This is a genomic window from Rhodococcus sp. P4_C10, assembly GCF_056402135.1.
Map to the genome: position 1 here is coordinate 70,138 of NZ_JBFUHZ010000023.1, position 15,604 is coordinate 85,741.

Annotated in this window: 14 protein-coding genes; 5 read left to right on the forward strand and 9 right to left on the reverse strand. The window is 71.8% G+C overall.

The genetic code is table 11. The annotated features are described in order from the left end of the window. The first annotated feature begins 127 nt into the window (after positions 1-127). The 3 genes from AC1DWC_RS16640 to AC1DWC_RS16650 all read left to right on the forward strand — a co-directional run bounded on the left by AC1DWC_RS16640 (position 128) and on the right by AC1DWC_RS16650 (position 3,524). Entirely contained in the window at positions 128-802 is a 675-nt protein-coding gene (locus AC1DWC_RS16640; protein ID WP_477909754.1) for an LppP/LprE family lipoprotein, read from the forward strand. 64 nt (positions 803-866) lie between these two features. Next, positions 867-1,688 carry a carbonic anhydrase gene (locus tag AC1DWC_RS16645; protein ID WP_477909756.1) on the forward strand — a complete coding sequence of 274 codons (822 nt, stop codon included), beginning with the start codon at positions 867-869 and terminating at the stop codon, positions 1,686-1,688. A gap of 54 nt (positions 1,689-1,742) precedes the next feature. Continuing rightward, positions 1,743-3,524, forward strand: coding sequence for an NTP transferase domain-containing protein (locus AC1DWC_RS16650; protein WP_477909758.1), 1,782 nt, complete (start codon positions 1,743-1,745; stop codon positions 3,522-3,524). On the opposite strand, the gene AC1DWC_RS16655 is transcribed toward AC1DWC_RS16650, so the two are convergent. From AC1DWC_RS16655 to AC1DWC_RS16680, 6 genes are all read right to left on the reverse strand, one after another. Continuing rightward, positions 3,466-4,215 (reverse strand): sirohydrochlorin chelatase, encoded by a 750-nt coding sequence (locus AC1DWC_RS16655; protein ID WP_477909760.1) that lies wholly within the window; start codon positions 4,213-4,215, stop codon positions 3,466-3,468. The two genes, AC1DWC_RS16650 and AC1DWC_RS16655, sit on opposite strands and share 59 nt — an antisense overlap. Continuing rightward, positions 4,212-5,405, reverse strand: coding sequence for a uroporphyrinogen-III synthase (locus AC1DWC_RS16660; RefSeq protein WP_477909762.1), 1,194 nt, complete (start codon positions 5,403-5,405; stop codon positions 4,212-4,214). The genes AC1DWC_RS16655 and AC1DWC_RS16660 overlap by 4 nt, the downstream gene beginning before the upstream one ends. Continuing rightward, a complete protein-coding gene (nirD, locus tag AC1DWC_RS16665) occupies positions 5,402-5,857 on the reverse strand; it encodes a nitrite reductase small subunit NirD (protein ID WP_477909764.1) in 456 nt (151 codons plus the stop codon). Before nirD ends, AC1DWC_RS16660 begins: the two co-directional genes overlap by 4 nt. A gap of 127 nt (positions 5,858-5,984) precedes the next feature. Beyond that, a complete protein-coding gene (gene nirB, locus AC1DWC_RS16670) occupies positions 5,985-8,510 on the reverse strand; it encodes a nitrite reductase large subunit NirB (RefSeq protein WP_477909766.1) in 2,526 nt (841 codons plus the stop codon). 80 nt (positions 8,511-8,590) lie between these two features. Further along, complete coding sequence (locus AC1DWC_RS16675) at positions 8,591-10,012, reverse strand: MFS transporter (protein ID WP_477909768.1); 1,422 nt, start codon at positions 10,010-10,012, stop codon at positions 8,591-8,593. A gap of 161 nt (positions 10,013-10,173) precedes the next feature. Continuing rightward, positions 10,174-11,427, reverse strand: a complete 1,254-nt coding sequence (locus tag AC1DWC_RS16680; protein ID WP_477909770.1) for an MFS transporter — start codon at positions 11,425-11,427, stop codon at positions 10,174-10,176. 111 nt (positions 11,428-11,538) lie between these two features. Here AC1DWC_RS16680 and AC1DWC_RS16685 point away from each other — a divergent pair, with 111 nt between their 5' ends. Further along, positions 11,539-12,273 carry a FadR/GntR family transcriptional regulator gene (locus AC1DWC_RS16685; protein WP_477909772.1) on the forward strand — a complete coding sequence of 245 codons (735 nt, stop codon included), beginning with the start codon at positions 11,539-11,541 and terminating at the stop codon, positions 12,271-12,273. Between the two features lie 6 nt (positions 12,274-12,279). On the opposite strand, the gene AC1DWC_RS16690 is transcribed toward AC1DWC_RS16685, so the two are convergent. Next, positions 12,280-12,906, reverse strand: coding sequence for a malonic semialdehyde reductase (locus AC1DWC_RS16690; RefSeq protein WP_477909774.1), 627 nt, complete (start codon positions 12,904-12,906; stop codon positions 12,280-12,282). 75 nt (positions 12,907-12,981) lie between these two features. Between AC1DWC_RS16690 and AC1DWC_RS16695 the strand changes: the two genes are divergently transcribed. Beyond that, a complete protein-coding gene (locus tag AC1DWC_RS16695) occupies positions 12,982-13,320 on the forward strand; it encodes a winged helix-turn-helix transcriptional regulator (RefSeq protein ID WP_072843570.1) in 339 nt (112 codons plus the stop codon). 49 nt (positions 13,321-13,369) lie between these two features. Here AC1DWC_RS16695 and AC1DWC_RS16700 read toward each other — a convergent pair whose 3' ends face one another. Together AC1DWC_RS16700 and moeZ are read right to left on the reverse strand one after the other, a co-directional pair. Further along, positions 13,370-14,218, reverse strand: coding sequence for a TIGR02569 family protein (locus AC1DWC_RS16700; protein ID WP_072843785.1), 849 nt, complete (start codon positions 14,216-14,218; stop codon positions 13,370-13,372). Between the two features lie 73 nt (positions 14,219-14,291). After that, positions 14,292-15,503 (reverse strand): adenylyltransferase/sulfurtransferase MoeZ, encoded by a 1,212-nt coding sequence (moeZ, locus tag AC1DWC_RS16705; RefSeq protein ID WP_072843786.1) that lies wholly within the window; start codon positions 15,501-15,503, stop codon positions 14,292-14,294. Between the last annotated feature and the right edge of the window lie 101 nt (positions 15,504-15,604).

Consider the following 15,604-nt stretch of genomic DNA (forward strand, 5'->3'; position numbering starts at 1 on the left):
GCGTAACACGCCCCGACCCGGCGCCGACACACCCCACGAGGGCCGCTCGCGGTTCGCGACAGGCCCGTTCGCCCGCGAACCCGCCATCGCTACTACCTCCCGAGGGGCGTGCATGAGAACACCGACAGTGACTGCCGTTGTCTGCGCGGCGCTGATCGCCGCGGCAGCCACCGCCTGCGGAGGCGACACCGAGCCACCCACGCCGACCGCCCAAACCTCGGCGGCGCAGGCCCCAGCACAACCGTCCGAGACACAGTCGTCCGCGACACAGGCGATCGAGTCGGAGCCCTCGACAACACAATCCACCCCCACAACCGAGAACACCGAAACCGAGGACACCGACGCCGCCACGACGAACCAGCCCACCGCCGACACCATCAGTGGACAGGGCCGCTGCCTGGACCCGAACTCGACGGGGGTACATGACGCCGTCGCCGGCCTGGACCAGACGCCTTACGGCTGGATCGTCGGCGCCGCGTCCGAGGACCCGCTGGGCTCCTGCCCCGACCTGTTGTGGGCGGTGGCGGACGTGGAGGCCGGCACCGCCAGCTCACCCCGCCACGTCCTGTTCTTCCACGCCGGCCGCTACCTCGGCACAGCGACCGCCGAGCCGTACGCCTTCACCCACGTCGCGGGCACGGCCGGCGACACCGTCACGGTCGAGTACCGGTGGCTTGCCGAGGACGAACCGAACTGCTGTCCCGCCGGTGGGCCGGCCGCCATCGACTACACCTGGGACGGGTCCCGGGTGGTGATGGAGCAGCCGCTGCCGCAGGCGATGCTCGACTCCTACCACCGCTGAGCCTCCCCAGGCGCTCCCGCAGTCGAGCGGACCTCCGGCGCACCCGGCTTCCTACACTCGTCCCATGCCGACGCCGTCGCCCCACACCGATGCAGCCATCCAGATCCGGTGGGTCCAGGGCCCGAGTGCCTTGCGGTCCGCGCCGCCGACCACTGCCGAGGAGGCCGTCGCGCTGCTCGAACGGGGCAGCGCGGCCTTTTCCCGGGTGGGCGCGGAATCGATCGAACTTCACGTCGACCGAGAGGCTTTCGGCATCGCGCACGACGACATGGACGGCATCCTGACCCAGCGTCCGTTCGCTGCCGTGCTGAGCTGCTCGGACGCCCGGGTGCCGATCGAGCTGACCCTCGGTCGCGCGGCCAACGACCTGTTCGTGGTGCGGGTCGCGGGCAACGTCCCCGGGTCCGACAGCCGGGGCAGCCTGCACTACGCGGCCGAACACCTGCCGAGCGTGCAACTGTTCACGGTCATCGGGCACTCGCAGTGCGGGGCCGTGCCGGCGGCGGTCGACGCGATGCTCGAGCCGCATCGGTACCTGCAGATCGCCTCGGACGCGCCCCTGCGCGGGATCATCGACTCCCTGCTCGCCGGCGTGCATTTCGCCGACCGTGCGCTCACCCACGTGCACGGCACCCGGGTCCGGGACTCCGAGCACTACCGCACCCGGATGATCACCCTGGCCACCCTCGCCAACACCGCCCTCACCGCGGCCGTCCTGCGACAGGACCTGAGCCGACCGACCGCCTTCGGCGTCTACAAGCTCGCCACCCGCAACGTCGGGGTCCGCCGCGCCGAGGGCTGGGTGCCCACGCTCGCGATGGCGCCGCAGGACGACAGCGAGCTCACCGCGATCGTGGAGAACGCGGCCCGGTCCCTGACGGTGTGATCCGCCCCGACGTCCTACCGGGTGTCCGCACTCCCCGCGTGCGAGCATGGACCGATGACCGACGGCCAGGCGAGATTTGACGCGATCGTCCTAGCGGGCGGCTCCGGCACCCGGATGGGCGGCGTCGACAAGCCCTCGATCGAGGTCGCCGGGCGGTCCATGCTCGACACCGCCCTGGCCGCCGTGGCCGCCGCGAGCGCCGTGGTGGTGGTCGGCCCGCACCGCGCCGGCCTCGCCCCCACCGTCCGGCAGACGCAGGAGTCGCCGCCGGGGTCCGGCCCGGTCGCGGCGGTCGCCGCGGGCCTGGCCGAACTCGGTGATGCCGAGCTGGTGGTCGTCCTGGCCGCCGACCTCCCTTTCATCACCCCCGCGGCGATCGCCACCCTCGCCGCCGCCCTGGTCTCGGACCCCGCCACGGACGCCGCGTTCGCCGTGGACGAGTCCGGCCGGGTGCAGTTCCTGCTGGGGCTCTGGCGCGTGGACGCGCTGGCCGCCCGACTGCGTGCCCTCGGCGCCGACGGGCCCGCCAACCAGCCGATGAAGGTATTGGTCCCCAAAAACCATGTGACGGTGCTCATGTCGGGCATCTCCGACTGCGACACCGACGCGGACCTGGCCCGGGCGCGGGCTCGCAGCGCCGGCCCCCAGGCGAGCGGTTCCGCCACCGCGCTGAGCCTCGACGAGGCCCGCGCTCGCGTGCACCGCGGGGTCGACACGCTGACCGTGCGCATGCTCGCTCCGGTACGGGCGCTGGGCGGCGCGCTCGCCCGACCCCTGACCGCGGCCGCTCCGCTCCCCCGCCTCGGCCTCTCCGCCATGGACGGTTACGCCGTATCCGGTTCCGGGCCTTGGCAACTCGACCCGATGATCCGGTTCGCCGGATCCGAGGACGAGCTCGAGCTGCCGGACGGACACGCGGTACGCATCGCCACCGGCGCCCACCTGCCGACCGGCGCCGACGCGGTGCTGCGCGACGAGCACGCCGACGCCACCGGCACCACCTTGCGCCGCAGGCCCGGCGCCCCGGTCCGCGACGACACCCGCCGAAGGGGCGAGGACTGGCACGAGGGTGACGAGCTGGCCCCGGCCGGCACGCCGGTCACCCCCGCGCTGGCCTCGGTGGCCCTGAGCGCCGAGGTCGGCGAGCTCGCGGTTCGCGGTCCGGTGCGGGCACGAATTGTGGTCAGCGGGGACGAGATCCGCCGCGACGGCCCGCTGCATCCAGGGCAGACCCGGGACTCGCTCGGCCCGCTGATGCCGCACTTCCTGTCCTGGTGCGGGGTACACACCGCCACCGAGGCCCACCTGCGTGACACCGCCGGCGGCTTCGACGAACTGCTGGCCCCGCCGACCGGGCCCGACACCGCCGAGCACCTGGTGGTGATCGTCGGCGCGACCGGGGGCGGCGCCGCCGACCACCTGCGTCTGGCCCTGGACCGACGGGGCGCCCGCACGCTGGTGGGCCGGGTGCGCTGCCGTCCCGGTGGGTCGCAGGTGGTGGCGACGCTGCCCGACGGCCGGGTGGTGCTGGGCCTGCCCGGCAACCCCTACGCGGCCGTCGTGACGCTGCTGGCAATGACGCCGACCCTGGTCGCCGCGCTGACCGGCGTGCCGCGTCCGCCCGTGGTCACCGGGGCGGTGGTCAACGCGACGGAGGTCGGCGCGGACGTCGCCCGCCTGGTGCCGGTCACCCGGCTGGCGGACGGCCGCTGGCGAGCCGTCGCCGGCGTCCGGACCGCGCACCTCGCCGGCCTGATCGGGGCCGACGCCCTCGCGGTCATCGAACCGGGAACACCCGACGCCGGTCACGCCGAACTGCTGCCGCTGCCCCGCTGAACCGGCCTTCGTCCGTCGACTGCGCGGCCCCGCGGTAGCGGTCGACGAGCAGGCGCACCAGGTCCGGGTGCACCCCGAGCGGCTGCGCCACGCCGTCGGCGCCGGCGTCACCCAGCCGCCGGTGAAAGAGCCCGTCCGCCAACAGGTACGACGCCACGAACACCCGCCGATGGCCGCCGGCCCGCAGCCGCCGCACCACCTCCGGTACCCGCGGCTGCGCCGTCGCGACGTAGCCGATGTGTACGCGGTCCTCGATCAGCTCGGCCAGCAGCGCGGCGCCGCGGCGCACGTCCGCGAGCGCGCGCGGGTCCGAGGAGCCCGCGGCGGCAAGCACCACCGCGTCGCCCGGCCGCCAGCCCGCCTCGCGGAGCCGTTGGCGGAGCACCCGCGCCAGCACCGGGTCGGGACCCAGCGCGGCGGTGACCCGGACGTCGGGGTGCCCGGAGTCCGCTACCTCGCGCGGCACGTCGGTGTGCACGTGGTAGCCGGACGCCAGGAACGCCGGCACCACGACGGCGGGCCCGTCGAGGCCCCGCAGCACCTCCGCGGGCGACGGGCCGAGCACGTCCACGAACGCGACGCGGGTGGTCCCCACCGCGGACGACACCTCGTCCGCGAGCGCGGCGACCATGTCGACACCGCGGGTACTGCGGGTGCCGTGCGCCACCAGCACGAGCGACGGCGCGCTCACGCCTGCGGCCCGTCGTCGTTCCCGCCCGCCTCGTCGCAGGGGTCCGCGTGGGCACAGTCGGTGGTGTCCAGCGCCAGCCGGTAGCCGCGTTTGACTATGGTCTGCACCATCTTCGGGGCACCGAGCCCGGCCCGCAGTCGCGCGATCGCCGTCTCCACCGCGTGGGTGTCCTCGCCGCCACCGGGCAGCACGGACAGCAGTTCCTCCCGGGTGACCACCCGACCGGGGACCCGGGTCAGGGTGCGGGTCAGGGCCATCGCCGCGGGCGGCAGCGGCCGGACCTCGCCGTCGACCAGGACGCAGCCGCCGCGCACCGCCAACGAGTGACCTGCCGCCTGGAGCGTCACCGACCGACGCGGCAGTTCCTCGGCGATGTGCCGGGCCAGCGACCCCAGTCGGGCCCGGCTCGGCATCGTCGTGGAGACACCGAGGGCCTCGAGCGGCGCCGCCGTGACCGGTCCGACGCAGACCGCCAGCACCGGACCGCCGAACGCCTGGAGCAACGGGTTGATCAGGCCGATCTCCTTGGCGCGCATCAGCATCGACGCCACCGCGGGTGCGCTGGTGAAGCTGACCGCGTCGAGTCCCCCGGCCGCCGTCAGCTCGATCAGCCGGTCCATCGCGGTCTGGTCGTCGGGCGGGGTCCACCGGTACACCGGCACCGGCACCACGTGGGCGCCGGCGATCCGGAGCACCTCGCACAGGTCCGGCAGCGGCTCCCACTCGGTGGCGGCGCCGTGCATCTGCACCGCGATCCGACGGCCCTCGATTCCCTCCGCGAGCAGGTGGTCGATGACCTCGGCCGAGGACTCGGAGGCCGGCGACCACTCCTCCCGCAGGCCGGCGGCCCGGATCGCGCCCGTCGCCTTCGGCCCCCTGGCCAGCAGCCGCGACGAGGACAGCGCGCCGCGCAGGTCCTCCGCGCTGCCCCAGCCCTCCGCTGCCTCCATCCATCCGCGGAACCCGATCCCGGTGGTGGCGATCGCGATTTCCGGCGGGTTGTCGATCAGGTCCTGCGTGACGCGCTCGAGTTCCGCGTCGTCGACGAGCGGGATGATCCGGATCGCGGGGGCGAGCACCACGTTCGCCCCGCGTCGGGTCAACAGGGTGGTGAACTCCTCGGAACGCCGGGCTGCGGTCACCCCGATCGTGAACCCGCGCAGCGGATCACCGGTGTTCGCAACGCTCACGCCGGGCCCGCCCCGGACACCAGGACGCCGGGTGCATGTAGGGAGCCGTCTGCGTGCAGCGAGCTGTGCACCTGCACCACCCCTGCCCAGACCCGCACGTCGTAGACCGGCAACCGCACCGACGGCTCGTCCAGGCAGCGGCCGTCCACCAGCGAGAACGCCTGCTTGAGCAGCGGCGAGACCACGATCGGTTCGCCGGCCCGGTCCCCGACCAGGCCTCGCGACATCACCGCGGCCCGGCCGTACGGATCGATGTTCCCCACCGCGTGCAGGCTGCCGTCCTCGAGCAGGAACAGCGCCACCTGCTCGCGGCCGCGCAGCAGCACGGCGACCCCGAGTCCGGGGATCAGCCGACTCAACGGACAGGCCGAGGTCCACTCGAGCCGGCCGTCGCGCACGCTCTCGCGTCCGGCGCCGGTCATGCGGTGGGTGTTGATGTCGATCTCGGTCATGACGGTCCTCCCTTGTCCCGGCCCTATTTCTAGTTGGGGGGTGTTTCCTCGGCGTTAAGTCGGCATTCCCGCTCCGTAAGGAGTGCCCGGCACCACTTCGTTGGGGTGCCGGACACAGCTGAGGGGCCTACAGCTCGACGGGCACGGCCGGCGCAGGCGCCGGGACCGCGGGCATCCCGATCAGCACCGGGACCTTCCGGGCGCCGGAGTCGTCGAACGCGACCGTGGGGTCCGCCTCGTCCGGCGCGTTGACGAAGGACACGAACCGGGAGAGCTTCTCCGGGTCGTCGAGCACCCCCGCCCACTCGTCCCGGTAGCCGTCGACGTGCTTGGCCATGGCCGCCTCGAGCTCCGCGGCGATCCCGAGGCTGTCCTCGCACACGACGGCCTTGAGGTGGTCGAGGCCGCCGTCGAGGGCCTCGACCCACGGCGCGGTGCGCTGGAGCCGGTCGGCGGTTCGGATGTAGAACATGAGGTACCGGTCGATGTAGCGGACCAGGGTCTCGTCGTCGAGCCCGCCGGCGAGCAACTGGGCGTGCTTCGGGGACTGGCCGCCGTTGCCGCCGACGTAGAGGTTCCAGCCGTTCTCGGTGGCGATGACGCCGACGTCCTTGCCCCGCGCCTCAGCGCACTCGCGGGCACAGCCCGACACCCCGAACTTCAGCTTGTGCGGCGACCGCAGACCGCGGTAGCGGTTCTCCAGGTTCACCGCCATCCCGACCGAGTCCTGCACGCCGTACCGGCACCAGGTGGACCCGACGCAGCTCTTCACGGTGCGCAGCGACTTGCCGTACGCCTGACCGGACTCCATGCCGGCGTCCACCAAGCGCTTCCAGATCGCCGGCAGCTGCTCGACGCGGGCGCCGAACAGGTCGATCCGCTGGCCGCCGGTGACCTTGGTGTACAGCCCGAAGTCACGGGCCACCTCGCCGATCACGATCAGCTGCTCCGGCGTGCACTCGCCGCCCGGCATCCGCGGCACCACCGAGTAGGTGCCGTTGCGCTGGATGTTGGCCAGGAAGTGGTCGTTGGTGTCCTGCAACGACGCCTGACTACGGTGCAGGATGTGGTCGGAGTCGGTGGAGGCAAGGATCGACGCCACCACCGGCTTGCAGATGTCGCAGCCGGACCCCTTGCCGTACTTGGCGATCAACGCGGAGAAGGTGCGGGTTCCGGTGGCCTGGACGATCTGGAACAGCTCGGCCCGGGACTGCTCGAAGTGCTCGCAGAGTGCCTTCGACATCACCACCCCGGACGACGCCAGCAGTGCCTTCACCGTCGGCAGGCAGCCGCCGCAGGTGGTGCCGGCGTTGGTGCAGGCCTTCACCGCCGCGATGTCGCAGGCGCCGTCGGCGATCGCACCGCAGATCGTGCCCTTCGCGACGCCGTTGCACGAGCACACCTCGGCGTCGTCGGGAAGCGCTCCGGCACCGGGCTTCTCGCCGGCCGGCGAGATCAGGGCGGCCGGATCGCCGGGCAGTTCCCGGCCGACCAGTGGCCGCAGCGACGAGTACGCGGACGCGTCGCCGACCAGGATGCCGCCGAGCAGTGTCTTGGCGTCGTCGGAGACCACCAGCTTGGCGTAGGTCCCCTTGGCCGCGTCGCTGAGCACCACCGCGAGCGCGCCGGGCGTCTGCCCGTGCGCATCACCGAAGCTGGCGACGTCGACGCCCATCAGCTTGAGCTTGGTGGACAGGTCCGCCCCCGGGAACTCGGCCGCGCCGCCGAGCAGGCGGTCGGCGACGATCTCGGCGGTGGTGTAGCCCGGCGCCACCAGCCCGTAGCAGCGTCCCTCGACAGCGGCGCACTCACCGATCGCGTACACGTCCGGGTCGGAGGTGCGGCAGCCGAGGTCGGCGAGGATGCCGCCGCGTTCGGCGACGTCCAGTCCGGCCTCGCGGGCCAGCTGGTCGCGGGGGCGGACCCCCGCCGAGAACACCAGCACGGCCGCCTCGAGTACCGAGCCGTCGGACAGTTCGACCGAGATCCCCTCGGGCCCTTCGGTGATCGACGAGGTCGACACGCCGGTGTGCACGACCAGGCCGAGGGCGGTGACCAGCCGTTCGAGCAGCGCGCCGCCGCCCTCGTCCACCTGGGCCGGCATCAGTCGCGGGTTGTACTCGACCACGTGCGGGGTCATCCCCATCAGCTTGAGCGCATTGGCGGCCTCCAGCCCCAGCAGGCCACCGCCGACCACGACTCCCACCGCGCCCGGGCCGCCCTGCTCGGCCCGCTCCCGGATGCCGTCGAGGTCGTCCAGGGTGCGGTAGACGAAGCAGCCGTCCAGATCGTGTCCGGGGACCGGCGGCACGAAGGGGTAGGAGCCGGTGGCCATCACCAGCGAGTCGTAGGCGAGCACCTCGCCCGCCGTGGTGGTGACCGTGCGCGCGGCCCTGTCGATCGATGCCGCGGACTCGCCGACCCGCAGGTCGACCAGGGCGTCGCCCGGGTAGTCGTTGCCGGCGAGCGCGAGTTCCTTTGCGTCCCAGGACCCGACGTAGGACGAGAGCCCCACCCGGTCGTAGGCGGGCAGGCGCTCCTCGCACAGGACGGTCACCCGCCACTGCCCCGCGTCGTCCCGAGCACGGAGCGCCTCGACGAACCGGTGCCCCACCATTCCGTGCCCGACCACCACTACCGACTTGCTGTTCATGCCGCGTCCTCCCGGTCGATCGAATGCTGTGCTGTGTGCCCGGTGCCCGCCGGGTCTGCCATGGTCACGGCCGCTCCTGCTCAGACCAGGACCGCGGCGCGGTCGTCCTCGGCGGCGTCCGCGGCCCGACTCTGGCGGCGCAGGAACACCGCCCAGGTGACGGCCAGGCACACCACGTAGAAGCCGAGGAACACCCAGAACGCCATGGTCGCGGACTTCGCCGGGCTGTTGTAGGACGCCCGCAGCACCAGGTTGATGCCGACGCCGCCGAGTCCGCCGATCGCGCCGGCGAAGCCGATCAGCGCGCCGGACATGGTGCGCGACCAGGCCGCCCGGCCCGCCTTGTCGAGGTCGCCGCGCGACTGCGCCTTGGCCTCGAAGATCGAGGGGATCATCTTGTACACCGAGCCGTTGCCCAGCCCCGACAGCAGGAACAGGGCGATGAAACCGAGCACCAGCGTCACCATCACCGGCCCGCTGGCTGCACCGGCGGTCGCGTCGTCGACGGTGCCCGCCGCGACCAGTACCGAGGCCGCCAGTGCCATCGCACCGAAGGTGTAGAGGGTGATCTTGCCTCCGCCGATGCGGTCGGCGAGGGCGCCGCCGAGGGGCCGGGCGATCGAACCGAGCAGCGGGCCGATGAACGCGATCTGCGCGGCGTGCAGGGCGGCCTGCGCCGGGGTGTCCCCGCCGGCGAGGAAGTTGATCTGCAGCACCTGGCCGAAGGCGAAGGAGAACCCGATGAACGACCCGAACGTGCCGATGTAGAGGAACGAGATGATCCACGAGTCCCGGAACTTCAGGGCCCGTCCCATGGCCCGCAGGTCCGCTGTCTGACCGCCGAGGTTGTCCATGTACAGCGCGGCACCGACGGCCGCGACACCGCAGAACACCAGGTAGATGGCGCACACGATCCACGGGGCGGTGTTGCCGACGGTCGCGATGACGAGCAGACCGATCAGCTGGATCACCGGCACCCCGATGTTGCCGCCGCCCGCGTTGAGCCCGAGTGCCCAGCCCTTGAGCCGCTGCGGGTAGAAGGCGTTGATGTTGGTCATCGAGGAGGCGAAGTTACCGCCGCCGACCCCCGCCAGCGCCGCGACCAGCAGGAACACGGTGTATGAGTAGCCCGGGTTGAGCATCAGGTAGAGGGTGGCGAGCAGCGGGACGAGGAGCACCAGCGCACTGAAGACCGTCCAGTTGCGACCACCGAACCGAGCCGTCGCGACGGTGTACGGGATCCGCATCAGCGAACCGACCAGGGTCGGGACGGCCACCAGGAAGAATTTCCCGGCGGGGTCGATGCCGTACACGTCGGCGGGCATGAAGAGCACCATCACCGACCAGATGGACCAGACCGAGAAACCGACGTGCTCGGCGATCACCGACCAGATCAGGTTGCGGCGGGCGATCTCCTTCCCGCCGGACTCCCAGGCTTCGGTGTCCTCGGCGTCCCAGTGCGGGATGTAGTGGTTGCGGGAGAGCAGGTTCTCGGCGGTCACAGGGCCTCCTCGATGGCGTGGGAGACCCGACACTACGAGCGAGATGTTGCCCCGGTGCTGCCGACCGTGACTCGGCAGTGAACTTGCGCTCACCCGGCTCCGACGCCTGCGGTGAGAACAAACCCGCAGGTAAACGGGGTGTTACCGGATGTGAACCGGTGTTACCGGGCCGTGGCCGGACCCCAGGAATCCTCCAGGTAGCGCGGCTTGCACGCCACATACCCCGACACCAGGATCACCGCGACGGCACCGAGCAACAGGCCGAACGGCCACGCCCAGCCACCGGTGACGTCGTGCAGCACTCCGAACAGCAGCGGCCCCAGGCAGGCGACGGCATAACCGAGGCCTTGGGTGAAACCGGACAGCGCGGCGGAGCCGGCGCCGGTACGGGTGCGCAGGTTGATCAGGGTCAGCGACATCGGGAAGGTGCTCGGCCCCAGGCCGACCAAGAGGATCCACAGCACCGGCGCCCCCATCGGGGCGAAGAGCAGCCCGGCGAAGCCGATCAGGTAGAACACCGCGCAGCCCACCACGACGGGGTACGGGTTCGCGATCCGCGCGCACAGCGCGGGCGCACCGATTGCGGAGATGAACCCGACCGCGGCGAACAGTCCGACCATGGTGCCGCCGAAACCGGCGCTCGCCCCGGCCTCGGTGAGGATCTTCGGCACCCAGGTGAACAGGGAGTACGTGATCAGCGAGGTCATGCCGAACATGCCGGCCATCCCCCAGGCCACCGGCGAACGCCAGGCCTGCCCGTGCGGCTCGGCCGGGTTCGCGACGTACTCGGAGCTGGTGTCGAGGCGGTCGTGGCCGCGGCGCGAGAGGACGATCGAGATCCAGGGGACGACGGCCGCGAAGGCGATCAGCGACCACATGCCGAGCGAGAACCGCCAGCCCTGCGCTTCGGCGACCGGCACCGCGACCAGCGCGGGCAGCACGGTCCCGACCTGCACGCAGGTGATGTAGATGGTGCTCATCATCGCGACCCGGTCGGAGAAGTACCGCTTGACCAGCGGCGGGATCACCACGTTGCCGATGCCCATGCCGCCGAGCGCCAACGCCGAGAGAGCCAGCAGCGACCACGTGTCGGACATCGCGGACCTGGTGGCGATTCCCACGCCGGTCATCACCACCGATGCCAGGGCCACCCGCTCGAGCCCGAATCGCAGCGCCAGCCGGGGCGTGCACAGGCCCGCGACCGCGAACAGCGCGGTGGGCAGCATGCCGAAGACGCCGACGACGGTGGAGCCGAATCCGATCTCGGCGCTGATCTGGTCGAGCAGCGGGGTGAGCGAGGTGACCGCGGTGCGCAGGGTGAGCGCGGAGAGCACGATGGCGACGAGGACGGTCAGCCGTCCGGCGACCAGCGCCCGCTTCGGAATCGTCCGCCGCTGCTCGGTCGCCACCGTCATCACACACCCACTCTTCTCTGTCTCGGACGTCGTCCAAAATCATAGGATGACCCGATGATGCCGTGCAACCGGGTTAAGATGCGGCCACCACCACCCGACGGAGAGGGAACCGTGCAACCCGTTCGCCGAACCAGCCTCATCGCTCAGGTCACCGACCAGTTGCGCGACGAGATCACCGCCGGCGCCTGGCCGGTCGGGTCCCGGATCCCGACCGAACCGGAACTGGCCGAGCTGACCGGGACCGGGCGCAACACCGTCCGCGAGGCCGTCCAGGCACTGGTGCACGCGGGGATGCTCGAGCGCCGGCAGGGCTCGGGAACCTACGTCATCGGCACCAGCGACCTCGGCGGCACGCTGGCGAAGTACTTCGCGTCGGCGCACGAACGGGACGTACTCGAGCTGCGCCAGGCCCTCGACGTGACGGCGGCCGCGCTGGCCGCCCGGCGCCGCGACGACGCCGACGTCGCGAACCTGCGCGAGCTGCTGGCGACCCGAAACGAGTTGTGGCGCAATCCCGAGGCGGCCACCGGCGACGCCGGCCGCGACGCGGTCGCGGCCGACCTGGCCCTGCACCGGGCGATCGTGGCCGCCAGCCACAACGAGGTCTACCTCGAGTTCTACGACTCGCTGCTGCCCGCCATCGAGCACACCATCAACCTCGGTCCGGTGGCGGCGTCACACTCCTACGAGGCCGAACACGACGAGCTGGTGCGGGCCGTGGTCGACGGGGACGTCGAGGGGGCCGCGACCGCGGCGCGGCGGTTCCTCACCGAGTTGATCGCCAAGGCCACTCCCCCCGCCGCCCCTGACGACGCCGCAACACCGACGACGCCGCAACACCGATGATCGCGGCTACGCCCAGGCCAGGACGTCGTCGTTGGCCAGCCGCGGAAGCCGGTCGAACCAGGGGTCGACACCGGGGTGGCCGATGTTCACCACCAGCACGGACTTGAAACGGCTGTCCGGGAAGAACTCCGCGTCGACGCCGGCCTTGTCGAAACCGCCCATCGGGCCCGCCGCCAGGCCCTGCGCGCGAACGGCAAGGGTGAAGTACGCGGACTGCAGGGCCGCGTTGAACTCGGCGGCGGAGGTCCGGGCGCCGTCGTTGGCGGCGTAGACGTCCTTGAGTTCCGGCCGGAACGGCAGCAAGGCCGGGATGTGCTCGTGGAACTCGGTGTCCATCGCCAGCACCGCGACGACCGGTGCCGACTGCGCCTTGGCGCGGTTGCCCTCGGCCAGGTTCGGGACCAGCCGGGCCTTGCCCTCCTCGGTGCGCACGAACACCACCCGCAGCGGCTGAGTGTTGGCGGCCGTGGGGGCCCACTTGGCCAGTTCCCAGATGCCGGCGAGTTCCGCGTCCGTGACCGGTTCGGCGGAGAAGGTGTTGGCGGTGCGCGCCTGCGTGAAGAGCAGTTCCCGGCCGGCCTCGTCGAGCGGCGCGGTGGCGTACGGGGTGAGGTCGTCGATCAGCTCGGACATGATGCTTCTTTCTCCGTGGTCGCTATGAAAAAACTAGTCACTACACAGACGGTAGCACTCGACTAGGATGGCGGCATGGCGAGCGAGGCAGCGACAACACACGAGCCCCGGGTCTGTGACGCGGCCCTGGCGCGGGCGTTCACCTTCCTCGGCAAGCGCTGGAACGGCGTGCTGCTGGGCACCCTGATCAACGGCCCGGCCGGGTTCTCCGAACTCAAGCGGGCGGTTACGGGCATCAGTGACTCGATGCTCTCCGAGCGCCTCACCGAACTCACCGGCGCCGGCCTGGTCCAGCGCACGGTCGAGCCGGGTCCCCCGGTCGCGGTCGACTACCGGCTCACGCCCGCCGGGCACGCGCTGCTGCCCGCACTCAGCGCGCTCACCACCTGGGCCGCGGAGAACCTGCCCGAGTAGGACCCCGCCGCGTCGGCCGGGAACCCTGTCGGACGGATCGACGGACGGACTAGAGCATCAGCCGGATCAGGTCGCCGGTGCGCAGCAGTCCGGGGAACGCCTCCGACGTCGACCGCGGGTGCAGGGCATGCACGGCAAGCCGGAAGATCAAGGCACGCAACAGCATCTGCGGCCACTCCGGGAGGTCTTCCCAGCGGCCGATCAGTTCCTCGTCGGCCCCGCCCCAGGACAGCGCATCGACCACGACCACGCCCGCGGCCCAGGCCGCGGGCCGCCAGTACGGGGTGATGTCGGTGATGCCCGGCGCATCCGCACCCGAGAACAGCACCGTGCCGAACAGGTCGCCGTGCACCAACTGGTCCGGGCTGCGCACCGGCTTGCGTAGTGTCGCAAGCTGGCTGATCAGCTCGATGCTGGTGCGTCCGTCCGCTGACGACGGCTCGAACTGGCCCTTGACCCCACGCAGCGGCACCTGCTCCCAGGCCGCCCGGTCGGCCGCGACGAAGACGTCGACGTCCTCCCACGGCGCCACCGGGGGCTGCACCAGGAACCGCGGTCGCTCCAGCGCCGCGGTCGCCGCATGCAGGCGCACCGACAGCGAGACCACCTCGTCGTGCCGCGGCTCCGGCGACCCTGGAATGAATGTGTCTGCGCGCCAACCCGACACGACGTACCTGCCGTCGGTGGCCCGTACCGGACGCGCCAGCCGGACCCCGTCCGCCTCGAGCGTCTCCCGCACCTTCGCCGACCAGGCGGCGCGGGCGTGATCGGCCACCGCCGAGAGCACCACGTCGTCGCAGAGCCAGCCGCCGTCCCAGTCACTGCCCAGCGGAATCGGGTCCACTTCTCGAAGCCCGAACGTGGATCGGACGTGCGCGGGGGGTTCGACGGAGCTCACGGGGACCACGCTACCGTTGCCAGCCCGCGCCACCGAGTAGACGCGCCCTGCCGGGACCGTTCCCGGGGCCGGGTCAGTACACCGGCAGCGAACTGTCCACCTGACTCACCCAGGCCATCACGCCGCCCTGCAGGTGGGTCGCGTCGGCGAAACCTGCCTTCTTCAGCGCGGCCAACGCCTCGGCCGACCGAATTCCGGTCTTGCAGTGCAGCACGATGGGACGGTCCTGCGGCAGCTCGGCGAGCGCCTCCCCCGACAGGATCCGGTCCTTGGGGATCAACGTCGCACCCGGCAGGTGCACGATGTCCCACTCGACCGGCTCGCGCACGTCGATCAGCTCGATCTCGCGGCCGGCCGCCAGCATCGCCGCCAGTTCCGGCGCGGTGACCGTCGACCCGGTCGCGGCGGCGGCCGCGTCCTCGGAGACGACCCCGCAGAAGGCGTCGTAGTCGATGAGTTCGGTGATCGGCTCACGCGCCGGGTCGCGGCGCAGCCGCACGGTTCGGTAGCTCATCTCGAGCGCGTCGTAGATCATCAGCCGGCCGAGCAGCGACTCGCCGATGCCGGTGATCAGCTTGATCGCCTCGGTCGCCATGATGGAACCGACGGACGCGCACAGCACGCCGAGTACGCCGCCCTCGGCGCACGACGGCACCATCCCCGGCGGCGGCGCCTCCGGGTAGAGGTCGCGATAGTTCAGCCCGCGCCCGTCCGGAGCGGCATCCCAGAACACCGACGCCTGCCCCTCGAACCGGTAGATCGAGCCCCACACGTACGGCCGGCCCGCGAGCACGGCCGCGTCGTTGACCAGGTACCGGGTCGCGAAGTTGTCGGTGCCGTCGAGGATCAGGTCGTACTGGGAGAACAGCGCGACGGCGTTGTCGGGTTCGAGCCGGAACTGGTGCAGCCGCACCTCGACGTTCGAGTTGATCCCCAGGATCGACTCGCGCGCGCTCTCGGCCTTGGGCCGACCGACGTCGGACTGCCCGTGGATGACCTGGCGCTGCAGATTCGACTCGTCCACCTCGTCGAACTCGACGATGCCGATCGTGCCCACGCCGGCCGCCGCCAGGTACAGCAGGGCCGGCGAACCGAGCCCGCCCGCGCCGATCACCAGCACGCGCGCGTTCTTGAGCCGTTTCTGCCCGACCATCCCGACGTCGGGGATGATCAGGTGACGGCTGTAGCGGGCGACCTCCTCCCGGCTCAGCTCGGCGGCCGGCTCGACCAGCGGCGGCAGCGGCCGACGCGTGGGCTGCGACTTGGGGGACGGGGTGGACGACACTTTCGGCTCCTCGGTACTGCGCGCTCTCCGGCGGAGCGCATTCGGCGGCGGCACTGACTGAGGTCGGCGTGCACCCCTGCAGGTGCAACGCCTCGCACGAT

Excerpts from the sequence above, each read along its gene's own strand:
- nirB (WP_477909766.1), bottom strand. The coding sequence starts at position 8,510 with ATGAACAGCAAGTCGGTAGTGGTGGTCGGGCACGGAATGGTGGGGCAC.
- AC1DWC_RS16695 (WP_072843570.1), top strand. The coding sequence starts at position 12,982 with ATGGCGAGCGAGGCAGCGACAACACACGAGCCCCGGGTCTGTGACGCG.
- nirD (WP_477909764.1), bottom strand. The coding sequence starts at position 5,857 with ATGACCGAGATCGACATCAACACCCACCGCATGACCGGCGCCGGACGC.
- AC1DWC_RS16680 (WP_477909770.1), bottom strand. The coding sequence starts at position 11,427 with ATGACGGTGGCGACCGAGCAGCGGCGGACGATTCCGAAGCGGGCGCTG.
- AC1DWC_RS16650 (WP_477909758.1), top strand. The coding sequence starts at position 1,743 with ATGACCGACGGCCAGGCGAGATTTGACGCGATCGTCCTAGCGGGCGGC.
- AC1DWC_RS16645 (WP_477909756.1), top strand. The coding sequence starts at position 867 with ATGCCGACGCCGTCGCCCCACACCGATGCAGCCATCCAGATCCGGTGG.
- AC1DWC_RS16690 (WP_477909774.1), bottom strand. The coding sequence starts at position 12,906 with ATGTCCGAGCTGATCGACGACCTCACCCCGTACGCCACCGCGCCGCTC.